The organism is Pandoraea sp. E26 (assembly GCF_000681415.1).
Lineage (GTDB): Bacteria > Pseudomonadota > Gammaproteobacteria > Burkholderiales > Burkholderiaceae > Pandoraea > Pandoraea pnomenusa.
This window is the reverse complement of the sequence record NZ_AYXJ01000029.1, coordinates 78360-92405: the sequence shown is the minus strand read 5'-3', so window position 1 is coordinate 92405 and position 14046 is coordinate 78360. Positions and strand designations below refer to the sequence as shown.

The window sequence follows — 14046 nt, the reverse complement described above, 5'->3', positions numbered from 1 at the left end:
CGTTAGCCTTACAAGTCAGAGGCACCGGGCAATGTTAGACCTTCCTCAAAAAAACAGTGAAGAACGCCGAATAGATGATTTGCATCCGCCAGAGCTCTGGTCCGATAAGTCATGGAAATCATCAGCCTTGGCTCCGTTCCGAAATATCGAAATTCCGAATAGTCCCAGTGAAGCGTTGGTCGTAGCCATTCGGCCAATTCCTTCCCGTGCGGATAAGCCTGCTTCACCCAAGTCTTGAGCAGTTCGTCGACGCACGACACGAACCCTTCGTTCTGCCCCACCTCGACGTCTCGAAATGAGATGTCGACGTATCCATAAATCAGGCCATCAATCTCCCCATGCGCGCAGCCCAGTGTCATCAGCGCTGATGTTGGCGAGTTCATCATCGAGATGAACGCCTTCAAAGCAGGAAAACTCGCTGCCTCGTGGATTTTCTCAATATCAGCCGGGTTGTTTATTAGGTCTAGGCCGCCGTTATTCGTATCGTCATCCCGTCTCTCCGCGCGATACGGGAACACCTTGAATCGATCGTTCAATTCATTCCGTTTCATGTCGGTTCATTGCTTACGTCAAGACGTCACACGATAGCAGAACGAGATTCCCACGGTCCAATCCATTACGTTCCCTACACCCATTATCTTAATTCTGCAGCCGCCCCGCTGGGCGCGCTCGACGGCCTAACCGAAGGTCAGTGACATCAAGCGCCGTGTGGAACTGCCGTGGCGCGGCTACGATGTGCAGACCATCACCCATCTCACTTCGGCGACGAACCGATGCGGGTGTTCTCCATTCCTGCGGGGGCTCTGTGAAGCTGAAGAAAGCACCGCGTACGCACATCCACCAAAAGTATGATGGCCACTGCACCCTGTTGCGGCTACCAGTTGCCCGGGCGCTCGCACACCGATCACTTTGAGCAGTGCGTCCGTGATCTGAAACGTGAGGGAGTTCGCCCAAGACGGCCCCCATCTTTCCGAGTTATCCGAACTCGGCCGATGTAACCGACTGCTCCATCCGGTCGTGCGGCGAGCACCGTCGTAACAAAAAGGGGGGCTTCAAATGGGCCGTGGTCTACATGGAGCGCCACCGATACTAAGGAGGGCGTGATTTACAGGTCGATGTCGTGCACGAGAATTACCACCGCATCGGGAATAGCAGTGCTTCCCGCTGGGTCGTAATCAACGAGTTGATTCGCAACAAGGCGGCGAATTCTCCCTTCAAGGGCAATGCGCTCCCCTATCGGCTCGTCCTCCCAGCGCTGCCGGACTATCGAATCAAGATCGATCACCAACGGAACATTCCGTCGGTCGATATCAGGCACTGTCCATTCAACCTGAACGCGGCCCATGATGTCGCTCACCGAGAACACTGTGTTCGTCGGGAATACGCTGTACAGGATGTTCCCAAGCCACGCGGCATCGTCCATTCGCGCCTCCCGTTGTTTCGAGGAATCCTAGCATGAGACAAAACGAGATCGTCCGGCTCGCGAGAGCCGAGCGCGACAGGCGAAATAGAGATATTCCGGCGAGGTACGACCAGCAGCATCAGCGCGATCGCAAGCAACAGGGACTCCGGGCCGAAGTCGAACGAAACGTAAGGGACAAGCCATGACGACAACCCATGTGGTCACAACGAAAAAGACCCATCAGTTGAGATGGGCCATAAATCCGCGGTGCCCGGGGCAAATTCAGCACCACACGGTCAGGAAAGTCTACGCCGCTAAATTAACCCCAAAAGTGAGGAATACCCGGAACAACCAAACGTTCGGCTAAGAGTAGCACCGCGGCGCGCTGTGGCCGAGGTGAAGGCTGCTCAGCAGCCGACAAGCCGACAGTCAATCGCGAAGCGAACCTCTTCGATGAGGGTCTGCTGAATTGCGTCGAGTTCGTCGGTCTTCGGCAGTTTGAGCTTTCTGGGGCCGAACGGCTCGATGAGCTCGACGCCATCGAAAGCGGTCACTTCGATGGTGATGTCCCACAGGGTCGCACGCTCGCCGATTTGAATCTCGACGGTGCACCCGCGATACACGAAGTTGATGGACGCCATGGATTTAACGGCTTCAGAGAGTGTCCGAATACAAATGATAGTACGACCGAAATTCTGCGGATCATCGTGCAAGCGTCACGGACACGCGCGCCGAAGTCCAATAGCACACCACACAGGGGACATTTTGGACGTCTGCATGTGCGTGCTCGGTTCAGCGAGCTCACCACGCGCTCTAATGAGCAGCCCTGTGCGAAGTGCCTAGTATCACGTCGATCGCCGCCTAGCCCGCTATTTCAGCGACCAGATAGGCCCATTAGCGCGAAAACGGTCCGTTGCGAACCTTGATTGGCGTGCCGAGTGCGATGACACCCGCAGGCACTATTGCACCCTCGACACTAAACCATGCCTCAAACATATCCCCTGCAGCCGGCTCCAACTTAACGCAAATATCGAAGCCGCGATACGCAATCGTTCTTTCCATTCTCGCCTCCGAAGTACGCGATGACACGACGTGCGATTTCGCTCACGCCGCCGTATATGGAGCGGCAACGCTGTGTTCATACTACTCGTCAAGCACCAACACGCCCATTGATCCCGTGCACACCATGGCATGGGACAAATGGGTTTGACACCAGTCAAGACAGAAAGCCCAAGGGGACGGCCGTAGGCCCAAAAATCGAAAGGCGGGGGCATATTGCCCCCCGCACTCTTAAGACTAGATCACGCGATAGCGTCACCCCTTATGGAGTTCCCACGACACACGGTGACGTTTGTATCGATTATTGAAACAACCGAAACGCGAAGATTCTACGGGTCAACGCTCAAGCCTAGCGTATATCGTCCACCATCTTTTCTACCGTTCGCGCCTTTTTCGACACGGCGTGTGTTGCGCTGGCGCTCGGAGGTAAAGCTGGGTCGCTGTCCGAGTTAAAAGCAGGCGGTGTCACAGTCAGTTTCGGCTCGTTTCTCGATTCTGGGAGTTCGCGGGTAAACGTACACCGCCGTTAAGTTATCACCGCGTAGCGCGAATCAATACCATTGCACCGACAGCCATCAAGAAGGCCGCCAACGCAAAGCTTGCAGCCGGCGATATTACCGTCCACAACCAGCCGACCATTGCACTAGACACAAACTTCGTCGCACCGTTTACGATGCCAAGGGCTCCATAGTTGATTACAAGAGTATCGCGCGGCACCATTTCCGCAGTCACGGTAGACTCCATCGCTTCTTGTACTGCGGTATACAGTCCGGCGACGGTGAACAGGATGGTCAACAGAGCAAGATCATGCAATCTCATTAAGAACGCTCCTGCAAGAAATGCCCCAAGCACTGCACCAAGTCCATAACCGCCAACGAGCACTCGAACGTGGCCTGTACGATCCGCCAGAATCCCAATCGGATAGGACGCGATTACTTGGACCACGTTGCGCCATACGTACAGCATGCCGGCCATCTGTGCCGCATGAACAATCCCTAACGATGGCGAAAGTAACGTGGTCGCGGCGAGAATGAGCAAACTGTGAGAGAAATCTCCAAGACCAAATATGCCGACGGCCCAACGATAACGCTTGAACTTCAGGGGAAGGCTTCGCATTGAACTGACGAACCGCAACCTCGGGTTTGCGCTTTGCTCGGGATCCTTGACCAACAACAAGAAAGCCACGACCGCCAGCACACCGGGAATCGTAGATACCCACAAGACGAGCCGAAATGGGCTGGCCATATTTGCCCAACTCATTCCTTGAGCCCAGCCTAGGAGTGCCACGCCGAGCAATGGGCCTGCGATGGCGCCCACGCTATCGGCGGCGCGGTAAAACCCGAATGCTCGCCCGCGCGTTTTCGCAGATACGGCTTGAATGACAATTGCATCGCGCAAAGGCCCCCGCAGCCCCTTCCCAAACCAGGAAATCAACCGCCCGGCTAGCAAAAGCGGCCATCCGGCAGCTAGGGCAATGAGCACCTGCCCTAGAGGCGTCAGACCGTAACCGATAAGCACCAGCGACTTGCGCGCACCGATACGATCAGCAATATATCCGGATGCCATTTTGGTGAATGCCGCGACCGCGTCAGCTACCCCCTCAATGACGCCAAGCATAAACGCCGGAACACCGAGCACCGCGAGAAAGCCAGGCAAAATGACCGTAGTCGTCTCGTAGCAAAAGTCACCGAGTGCGCTGGTCACACCGGCACCGACGATGGTCCGGTTCATCCATGGCTCTGCATGCCCGGGGGCAATATCGTCGCCGTCGCCATGCGGGTGCTCCAGCAACCCTCGCGATTCTGCAGGAACGTTGGGAACGACGCGAGATGACAACGGCGCCAAATACGGTGTGTGTGAAGGGGGGCTTTTCATCAAACCACCTCGAACGTGGTCAGTACAGGATAGTGATCAGACGCCCTATCCGTTAATTCACTTCGAATCACCTGGTAGCCCGTGGCAAAGACCGCCATAGACTTCGACGCCAACACGTAATCGCAACGCATGGTGGGAAACTCCGCTTGCCGATAGGCCAATGTCGGAACCGTGGGCTCCCCATTTTCGCCAAGTACATGACCGATATCGACCCACCCTGCCGACTCCAGCCTGTTCAACACGGCATGATCGACTCGGGTCCAATCAGCCGATGCGTATCGCGCCTGATGGTGAGGCTCCAATCTCGCCCAATCTGTAGGCAACGCGTCATGCGGCGATGCGGAGTTGAAGTCACCAGCGACCAAGGCGAGTTGGTCTGCCCGCGCCTGAATAGCCAAAACCGCCGCCTCCCGAAGTCGAGTTTCCGGACCATTGGGACACAGATGCACCCCTACCAAAGTGAGATGCCTGTCGACTCCGGGAATAGCGACTCTCAACACAGCGCAAGTGTGATGAAAATTCGCCGAATCAACGTCAAAGCTAATCGGTGCGAGGGGCGACCGTAGAAAAATCGCGACGTTCTGACCTGTACGCGGAGCCGAAGACAAAAAGCCCCGCATGCCAATGAGCTTTTCCATCGCAAACAACCCCGCTGCTCCATTGGCGCCGAAGCCTCTGGCTTCCTGCATGAAATACACGTCCGGCTTGAGTAGATTGATCGTCTCAATCTGGTCTACGAAGCGTTGGTCCTTTTGTCCGTCACGCCCGGCAAACAGCGTGTTATACGTGAGCACCCTTAGAGAGAACATCGCGAATCTCCTGTTTTTATCCTTGCGTGGGCAGGCTATAGATGATTTTCGTCGTGTGCATCAAATACACGTTGCGCGTAAACGTCCAGGAGCGCCTCACATGTCTCAAGGCCCGCCTTGGCTTCCGCAGCAAGGCTCGCACCATAGAAATCCAATTTGATGATCTTCTCCAGCCACGTCTGCAGCTTCTTCACGTCGACGTCGTTTTCTTCCAGCTCCGCGTAAGTGAAATGGCCCGCCGCTGTTTCCTTTGCGATCTCTTCCTCGAAATCCTTGCATTTAGCGAGGAACTCGACGTATTCCTCGTCGCGGTCTGCCTTGAAGCGCGCAACGACCTTGTCTTCCTGCAGGCGATCAAGCGCGACAGTTTCCAGAAGTACCGACTCACCCTGCATTTCGTCGATCTCGTTCTCCAGGATCTTCAGCCGCCGGTTGTGGTCGTCGTTTTTGGGCAACAAACACACACCACTCTGCAGATACACAGCACCCATCCCTTTGAGTTTTCTCCAGAGAGCGACCCGTTTCCGGGCGGGCTCCGCTGGCACCTTGTATGTAAGCAGCAACCAATTCTGCATATCTCGTATCCACCAAAATGTAGCAACCGTTACTTTTTATGATAATTTTCTGAACATTTTCAGTCAAATCACTATTTGTTATTTCTAAATATGCGGTGAACTATCGTCGCCGAAGCTCAACCGGCGACCTAGCGTCAGGGCCGCTGCGTTCACAATGACTCGAAGCGGCGTTATGCTGGGCAAAATGCGCATCTTTTTGGCATACCCTCACACCATCCACCAGTTTCAACTGCGGCAGTCAAGGAGGACTCAAATGACACGAATTCTCTTGGTCCGGCATGGACATGTTGACGGTATCGAGCCAGTGCGATTTCGAGGCCGCGCCGACACACAGCTCACTCCCATCGGGAGAGCGCAGGCGTCTAGGCTTGCTACCAGGCTGCAAAGACACTCGCCTCCCGCATTCGTCTACACCAGCCCCATGTCTCGCTGTGTCGACACTGGGGAGTACATCGCAAACGCGTGCGGCGCAGCACGTGCAACGCTGGAATATTTGAATGACCTAGACTACGGTGATTGGCAATGGCTGATGCATGCGGAGGTCAAACAAAAATGGCCTGAAGAATTCGAGGCGTGGCGAACTAGACCGCACCTCACGCGTTTCCCCGGCGGAGATTCGCTTCAGGATCTGGTGTGCCGCACCGCCGATGCATTGCGATACGTTCTGGCCAAGCACACCGACGAGCAGCGACCCGTGGTTCTGGTCGGACATGACAGTGTCAACCGGGCGCTATTGAGCCAGCTGCTTGACCAGCCTCTGTCGGCCTATTGGCGCATCAAGCAGTCTCCCTGCGCCATCAATGAATTTGACGTCGGGCCGGCGGGTATCCAAATCCTTCGAGTGAACGATACCGCTCACCTTGAGGAGGTCTAAGGAGGCAAAACATGCGCATCCGTTGGTGCTAGAATCGTAATCACACAGGAGATGGCATTCCTCCTTCAACCGTCGCGCTCGCGACTGATGATGCCTACGTACCCCGAGACATGCGGGATGTAGGCTTATGAATTTCCCCCCAACGTTTCGGACCGAATAGCTCTTGGCTATCGCACGTTCCTCGCGTGCTCACGGCCGACTAACGCATTGGGAGAATTTCCACATGGCCAAAGGCAGCCAATTAACGGTCTACTTCACAAAAAACCAGAAAAAGGGGGGACAAGATGCCGATACATGGATCGCATCTCTGATTGAACAGTCGGGCATCCATGGTCAGACAACGGTGCAAGCATCGACTGGGGTGGGAGCAGATGGCAGGCTGCACGCAGCTCGGTTCTTTGAGTTAGCCGATGAGCCGGTTGCCATCACCGTTGTTGCGGAGGAAGAGAAGATCGACGCCCTGATCGCGGCCCTTTCAGCCGGTGGAGTCAAACTTTTTTACACTCGAATTCCCATCGAGTATGGGTACCTCGGAGGGGATTAGTCCAACACGGCTCGTGAATACGGGGATGGCATTCCCCTAACAACCTCCGCCATCGGATGATGATGCCTGCGCGACTGCAATGGCCACCGGCCAAGGTGCAGAGTGTTCGCTGATGCGGAGCATAACGAAATGACAACCTCCCAGCACGCCGTGTCGTCCGAGATTACAGGCAAGCTCTACGGGCTTCTTGAGAAATTTGACAAACTGCGCGGAATTCTCGATACGTCACCGGCGGACTTTCGCATTTCTCAACATTGTGACGAAGAGCCGGCGCTGGTTAGGGACACAGCCCTTGACGCCGTTCACCGAGTCCGCCTCGCGATATTCGATCTGATAAGTACGGCGGGCGCTGTCACCTATCTCGACTCAAGGGACACGCTTCAAACCATGCGCGCTTGCCTCGACGAAATCTCCGCCTCGATTTCACAGCTCGACGCGTATCTTCGGCAAACGCTAACACCCGATTTCCCGGACAGCTCGCGGCATATCAGGATGTTCATTGAGCGCGTTGAAGAAGCAGCCGAAATTGTGCGCTGTTCGGTGGACGCCGCATACACACATGATGGCGCCTCTACCTCGGCAGATTCGAATTCCCATAACGAGATTCAACTCGATTGGCTTCTGCAGACCTGCTCCCAGTTCGGATTGAGCTCATTGCAAGAACGCGCCGAAGTGTTGGTGAAGCAACGCACCACCGACTCCCTGCACCTTCTATTCGTTGGACAGGTCAACTCCGGGAAAACATCTCTGATTAACCTCGTTGCTCCAACTGCCAACTTACCGACAGGGCCCGTGCCAACCACTGTGGCAACTACGTTGATCGAGTCCGCCAAACGCACCGGCATCCATATCCTGTTTTCCAATGGAAGCCGCACTGAGGTATCTGCGACACAACTGGACGAATACCTGAACGCCCAATGGAACAGGAACAATGCGAGACACGTATCTCTGGTGAAAGTGGATTTGCCCGCAACGAATATCGGAGATGGTCTGGTGATCATAGACTCGCCTGGTATTGATAGCGTAGAAACCAGCGGCTGGTGGTGGCGATCCTCGCAGTACTTCGACTTAGCAGTTCTCATCGTGGATGCGCAGGGTCTCTGCAATCTGGACTTGCGAATTGCGAGCCGTGCACTGGATCTGGGCGGCGAACTCGCAGTATTTATCAATAAGGCAGATCAACTGTCGTTGCGTGAACAGTGGCAAGTCCTCGAACACGCCGACAAAGTCATGAAGCGCTCGTTCGGCAAGCATATCCCGATATACCTTTCAAGCGCGAAAGAGGATCATCAGGCATTGAACGCTCCGTGGCTGGAAGGTCTATGCAAGGAAAGCATCGCGAGGCGCGCACAACTCAGAGAAGGCGTGAGGACTAGGCGGATCGGCAAGCTGCAGCGAGACACAGTAAGTACACTAAGCGCAAAGATCCATGCCCTCGAGTCGAAATCGTCCCCCCAAGACCTGGAGAATCGCTCGACCCGGTGCCATCAGGCACTTTGTCGCGCGGAGCATTGCCTGGAAAACCCACCTACCGTCAGCATGATTGAGACGAGGTACGCGGCGACCATATCTGAAGCTGTCTCGGAAGCGTGTGAGAATATCGTCGAGCTCATACGACAGAGTCCCGACGACCTGGTAGATCCGGCACCACTGATCCTGTCATCGCTTCGAAGTCGTGTGAGTTCCGACGCGGAATCCTTGATTCAACAACTCAGGCAGAGAGAGGCCGCGTTCCGCGAATTCGTAACACACGCCAGGCAAGCGATATCCGATTCTCGCACCGACTTCGATGGACACTACCCACGTCTTCCTGTACTTCCTGAAATAGACTTCGGACCTCTCACAGCCGGCAGATTCTTCGACGAACTGAGACGTCAGTCGCACTGGCGGACATTGCATTCACGTGCCATGCGTGCATTGGCGAATCTGCGTGTATTTGAAACTCTGGAGGTTTGGGCGTGCGGGATCGATGGGTTGCTGAACGAAACAGCCCAGGGGTGGGCTCATGCGAGGCGCACCTGGTTGGACAGCGAGCGAAGCCGTCTGACCGACCCGCGCAACTCCGTTGCAATGCGGCTCTCAGCGATGCAGGAGGCGCTAACCCAGTTGACGAGCAATTGCGTGAGTGGCACTGCGAATGGCCCTGAAAATACTGCCGGTGCTATCGGCAACAACATTTAGTCACTAGTCGCGGCAACTGAGGACACGGAGAGCCAGTTGGGGACCATCGTATTAGTGCGTCACGGAGAATCACTCTGGAATCGTGAACAGCGCTTCACAGGGTGGACCGACATCGAATTGACACCGCTCGGGGTGAAGCAAGCGAAACACGCAGGCAAAGCGATTGTGGATGCAGGACTAGGATTCGATGCTGTTGTCACTTCCAGCCTTCGGCGAGCCTCTGACTCACAGGAACATATCCTCGCTATGATGCCGACGGCTGAACGGCTTCGTTGCATCGTCGATTGGCGATTGAACGAGCGTCACTACGGTGGCTTGACCGGAATGGGTCGCGCGGAAGCCGAGATAATCTACGGTACCGCCACAGTACACCGTTGGCGCCGAGACTACACGTCCCGCCCCCCGCCGATGAATGCTGCGCAGGCGCGGAGGCTGGTCGGCAAGCTATCGGCATCTTCGAGGAATGAAGTTCCGTTCATCCCGCGCACGGAATCGCTACAGGACACGTTCCATAGGGTAGCGCCATGCTGGCGAGACACGATTACCCCGTTGCTGCGAGTCGGAGGTTGCGTGCTTGTCTCCGCGCATGGGAACAGTCTTCGCATGCTTATCGCGGCTATCCACGGCACGGATCCTGCTGCATTTTGCTCGATGGATGTCCCCAATGCGACGCCCTTGGTCTACCGCCTCGATTCGAAACTACGTATCAGGAACGTTCTTGAATTACCGACAGGCGCTGACGGCCGAACGTCGCTGATTCTGTAGTCTTGCATGCGTCGCAACCACCGAAATGCCAAGTCACTCGGCTCTCGTCCCTTCGGTAACCGGCAACCCCGCCGGAGTCGGTTCATCATCGCGATCCAGGGCCTCGCCAAAAATCTGGCGGTAGAGGTCGTCGCCGAAGCTCGTCTCAAGTGGCGCGCCCTCGATAAGCCGGAAACTCCGCGTTCCATCCTCGTTGCGAGGTGCACGAAGGAACAACGTCTTGCCAGACTCCGATGCGATGACAGATCGGGCCAAATGGTAAAAATGGGTAACGAACAGCACCCGAATCCCTTTATCCAACATGGCCCGAATGACATCGTGAGCGATTGCCGATCCTTCTCTTTCATTGGTGGCGGCAAACGATTCGTTGCATAGCAGCATGGAGTTCGGAACGATCTTCTTCGCTATTCGACTCATTCTCGACACTTCCTCGTCGAACTTCCCACTGTCAAGCCCAGCATCCTCCTCACGTTTGTAGTGCGTGAACAGGCCTTGGAAGACCTCGCTCTCGTATTGGTCAGCTCCGACCAGCATCCCCGCCTGGAACATGAGCTGCGAGATTCCCACACTCCGCAGAAAGCTCGATTTTCCGCCTTGATTCGCCCCTGTGATCATGACTAGCGACCTGCCCGTTGCATTGACGCGATTTCCTACGATTGCCTTCCCCATCTGGAGCGCGAGACACACGTCGTACATCTCGTCGAAGCGTAGTCCCCGCGAGCCGGCTGGCGCAACACTAGGAACGCAGAGTCTCGCGCCAATCGAACCAAGTTGGCGCTGCAGATTCAACTGGGCCCGATAGAACGCTAGCTCAGTACGCAAAAGCACGAAGAATCCAAGAATGTGCTCCATGGACTGAGCCAGCGCGTTGGCAACGGAATTGATCCCCCGGCCTTGAATGTCATTGAGGGCTTGCGCACCGGCATCATCCCGCTCAGGGATTTCGAACGTGAATGCAGATTTGCGCCGCAGGATAAGCCTACGCCACCAAGGCCGCACGTCCTCATTGGGTAGCCGAACCACGTAATCGATGCCCCGCCCGTCCTTCCCCAGCGAGGCGCTCAACAACACCCCTTGCCGGAAGCGCAGAATTGACAGATGACGCTCAACTTCGCCGAGGTACTCCTCGGAGAGTTCTTCCTTGAGCATTGCGAAAAGGCGTCGAAAACCATCAGAGGAAAATGAATGCTCGTTCTTCTCTGCGATTTGCCTAAGCTCCCTGAGCTTCCTGACGAATATCTCCATGACTTCACGTGAACCGTGCAGCACTGCACTTGGGTACGTGGAGAGAATTCCAAAGTACGACTTCCCCTTCTCCTCTATCGCGCTCAACGCCAACAGATAGACAGCATCGATGACTTCCGTATTCTCCTGGCAGTCGCGAAGGACCGCATGTCGATAGCGAATGGTCTGCCCATCATTGGTCAGCGCACCAAACGTCGCTCGCTTAGCGACCTCGTACAGGAACTCATCATCTGCCGCCATGGCATCCCAGAGCGTTGGCAGCGCAAGATCTTTGGCTAGTTCGTCCCGATCCCATGCGCCTTCGGCCGGTGGCGAGAAGTCGCAGTCCGGGTGCATCAGGAACACGTTCATGACGGCACTCTCCTCATCAACCAGTCATAGGTGATTTCGTACTTCTCGGCAATGGCATGAGCATACGCAAGGCCATCTGCGACCTGCCGCTCAACTCGGAACGTTCGCACGGCCGGGTTCTTCGGGTCGATCATGCTGACCATGCTGACCGTCTTTTCATTGATCGTGGAGAGCTCGTCGATGAACGTGACGCAAACGCAGTAGGCATCTAGGGCTGAGAGCTTCTCAACCAGACGGGCTCCAAGCTTCATCGCATCCTTCAACGACGTCGACGAGAAAATCTCGTTCATGATGATGACGCTTCTAGAGGTCGCCTGCTCCAGGATCAAATGCATGCGAAACAAGTCGTCGTCCAGTTTTCCTCTAAGCGTCGTGATGTCCTCTGACCTCTCAAAATGGGTGAATATTTGATCGAAAAGATAGAGTTTGGCTGCGCGCGCCGGCACAGGGAGGCCCAATGCAGCCAAGTAATGCAGTTGACCAAACATCCGCGCGAAAGTCGTTTTCCCACCTTGATTTGGCCCCGACACGACGACGATCCGCTCCGGGCCATCAAGCCGAAAATCGTTCAACACCACGGATGAATGGTTTTGCACCAGTTTTTCGGCAAGCGCAATGTCAAATATATCCGTACCCGCGATTTCCCCTTTCTCAGCAGTAACCTCGGGGTAACAAAACGGCAACCCAACTTCTCGAAAGCGAGCGATGTAGTTAAAGTAGCCGAGATAGAAGGCCACCTCGTTGTCAAATTTGACTAAGCCACCGTCCCTAAACGATGGCCGCAGCGCGAAAGCGTCAAGCTGGGAGAACGTATCCGGATATCGTCGGGCCACCAGGTCGACAATCCACGATTCAACATGATTCATGCTGTCCGAGTTTCGATAGGCCACTCGGTAGTCACGAACAGTGTTCTTGCGAAACTTGGCGAATGTAGCGTGGATGGTTTCGCTGTAATCTTGCTCTTCGCCGAATGGGTAGACCGTCACTTCGCCGCCATCGATCCATACGCAATACCGAACATTAGTGAGCATCTCGATAAGCCCAAGGATCTCGTTTTTGAGTGCAACATACTGTGGACCATGGGCGTATTCGGTCACGTACTCGCGCATACGCCGAAGGCCGGCTGATCTCAGGTCGAGATCATTGAACGCCTCCGTCACCCGATCTACTGCAGCGCAATATTGACGGGCCGCGTCGAGAAACCAGAACTTCTTCTCGTACCCAAAATAGGCCTTGAGCGACCGCTCCTCGCTTTTTCTCGAGTGACGCATGAGCTCCGCAAATTCCTTGACCGCCGTACTGACTGCCAGTTGCTCTAGCTCCGCTGCGACCTCCTGCCGATATGCGATATCGGTCAAACGTTCAAGCGGCGTGTTGAGAATAGGATCCAGATCAAACTCAGCCTGGTTCGTATTGACATGTAGCATCACCGACCCGAGGTGGAGGTCGACAAACGTCTCAGGAGCCGTGGACCTAAGCGCTGCAGGCTCTGGCCCTTCATATAGGAGACTGGGTGAGAGCGCCACGTGCTGGCCGCTGTCTCGAGCCGATGTGGCCACCAACTCATCTGAGGAGGGACCCACGTAATGCGCACTCTCAAGCGCGTCCCGGATTTCCCGGGACATCGGTGCGGTCGCAGATCTGTTTGTGGAATGTGCCATGTTGCCTTCCATTTCGCTGAACGCGTTCATGGCAACAGGGCATAAAAAAGCCTACGCACCCGTCACCGGGAAAACGTAGGCATCATTAGCCGAAGCTTCGGCGCTTGAGGGAGAATGCCATCTCCACGAGGCCAGTCTAGCACGCGATGGTTCTTTGGGCAAAATCTGACAACGCGCTACTTCCTACGCGCTGCGATATACTCGACCACGGAGATGGCATTCTCCCGTAACCGCCCGCCGGGCTGATGATGCCTACAGGTCGCACCGTGAGGTGCGAATTTGTAGCATTGCCGACGGGAGTCGTTCGTGAGCACGCCACAACCGAACATCGATAGCCGCCCTCCTTCCACATCGCGTCTCTTGCCTGCCGCGCGGGAAGACGCCCCGCCGAACAAGGCAAAGCCGCTCAAGTCGCACAGCATTTCGCCAAGGTTCTGCGCCTGCCAAGTTTGTGCGGACGTTCAGACGGCTCAATTGAAGTATGTGCCGCGAACACTTCTGGGAAAGAACCGAGGCGACTCTGTCAGCGAAGCCCTGATACGCACGCTCGGTTTTTGCCAACAGCACACTTCCGACCTGTCCATCGAGCTCGCGGGGAGTACTGTTTTCCGAACGCGCGCGACTACGGCGATCGACTGGTTCGAGCAGATCTTCGCTGCACTGCCACAGACCACCGACAAAGTCCGAGCAATGGTTTTCGGCGCA

Annotated in this window: 12 protein-coding genes and 4 riboswitches; of the genes, 4 read left to right on the top strand and 8 right to left on the bottom strand. The window is 55.6% G+C overall.

Features of this window, described 5'->3' with window-relative positions; all coding sequences use genetic code 11:
- Window positions 1-8: 8 nt before the first annotated feature.
- From W930_RS0118285 to W930_RS0118260, 6 genes are all read right to left on the bottom strand, one after another.
- A complete protein-coding gene (locus tag W930_RS0118285; RefSeq protein WP_017233160.1) occupies window positions 9-551 on the bottom strand; it encodes a hypothetical protein in 543 nt (180 codons plus the stop codon).
- A gap of 554 nt (window positions 552-1105) precedes the next feature.
- Entirely contained in the window at window positions 1106-1423 is a 318-nt protein-coding gene (locus tag W930_RS0118280) for a hypothetical protein (protein ID WP_028731212.1), read from the bottom strand.
- A gap of 386 nt (window positions 1424-1809) precedes the next feature.
- Entirely contained in the window at window positions 1810-2043 is a 234-nt protein-coding gene (locus W930_RS0118275; protein ID WP_017233157.1) for a hypothetical protein, read from the bottom strand.
- A 952-nt stretch (window positions 2044-2995) separates the two neighbouring features.
- Entirely contained in the window at window positions 2996-4192 is a 1197-nt protein-coding gene (locus tag W930_RS0118270) for an MFS transporter (protein ID WP_051610659.1), read from the bottom strand.
- Window positions 4193-4335: 143 nt separating this feature from the next.
- Window positions 4336-5145, bottom strand: a complete 810-nt coding sequence (locus W930_RS0118265) for an endonuclease/exonuclease/phosphatase family protein (RefSeq protein WP_028731210.1) — start codon at window positions 5143-5145, stop codon at window positions 4336-4338.
- A 35-nt stretch (window positions 5146-5180) separates the two neighbouring features.
- Window positions 5181-5720, bottom strand: a complete 540-nt coding sequence (locus W930_RS0118260) for a Chromate resistance protein ChrB (protein ID WP_036656109.1) — start codon at window positions 5718-5720, stop codon at window positions 5181-5183.
- Window positions 5721-5973: 253 nt separating this feature from the next.
- Between W930_RS0118260 and W930_RS0118255 the strand changes: the two genes are divergently transcribed.
- The 4 genes from W930_RS0118255 to W930_RS31170 all read left to right on the top strand — a co-directional run bounded on the left by W930_RS0118255 (window position 5974) and on the right by W930_RS31170 (window position 10084).
- Window positions 5974-6594 (top strand): histidine phosphatase family protein, encoded by a 621-nt coding sequence (locus W930_RS0118255; protein ID WP_028731209.1) that lies wholly within the window; start codon window positions 5974-5976, stop codon window positions 6592-6594.
- Window positions 6595-6632: 38 nt separating this feature from the next.
- A riboswitch (Fluoride riboswitch) is annotated at window positions 6633-6698 on the top strand.
- A gap of 119 nt (window positions 6699-6817) precedes the next feature.
- Window positions 6818-7138, top strand: coding sequence for a DUF190 domain-containing protein (locus tag W930_RS0118250; RefSeq protein ID WP_017233152.1), 321 nt, complete (start codon window positions 6818-6820; stop codon window positions 7136-7138).
- A 12-nt stretch (window positions 7139-7150) separates the two neighbouring features.
- A riboswitch (Fluoride riboswitch) is annotated at window positions 7151-7214 on the top strand.
- A gap of 53 nt (window positions 7215-7267) precedes the next feature.
- On the top strand, window positions 7268-9319 hold the full coding sequence (locus tag W930_RS0118245; protein WP_036656106.1) for a dynamin family protein: 2052 nt from the start codon (window positions 7268-7270) through the stop codon (window positions 9317-9319).
- Between the two features lie 54 nt (window positions 9320-9373).
- Window positions 9374-10084, top strand: coding sequence for a 2,3-bisphosphoglycerate-dependent phosphoglycerate mutase (locus tag W930_RS31170; RefSeq protein ID WP_369751562.1), 711 nt, complete (start codon window positions 9374-9376; stop codon window positions 10082-10084).
- Between the two features lie 33 nt (window positions 10085-10117).
- Here the strand turns inward: W930_RS31170 and W930_RS0118240 are convergent, their stop codons facing one another.
- Both W930_RS0118240 and W930_RS0118235 read right to left on the bottom strand, forming a co-directional pair.
- Window positions 10118-11680, bottom strand: coding sequence for a DNA mismatch repair protein MutS (locus W930_RS0118240; protein WP_028731207.1), 1563 nt, complete (start codon window positions 11678-11680; stop codon window positions 10118-10120).
- Complete coding sequence (locus tag W930_RS0118235) at window positions 11677-13371, bottom strand: hypothetical protein (protein ID WP_081814408.1); 1695 nt, start codon at window positions 13369-13371, stop codon at window positions 11677-11679. Before W930_RS0118235 ends, W930_RS0118240 begins: the two co-directional genes overlap by 4 nt.
- A gap of 39 nt (window positions 13372-13410) precedes the next feature.
- Window positions 13411-13475, bottom strand: a riboswitch (Fluoride riboswitch).
- Between the two features lie 66 nt (window positions 13476-13541).
- A riboswitch (Fluoride riboswitch) is annotated at window positions 13542-13603 on the top strand.
- Window positions 13604-14046: the final 443 nt, after the last annotated feature.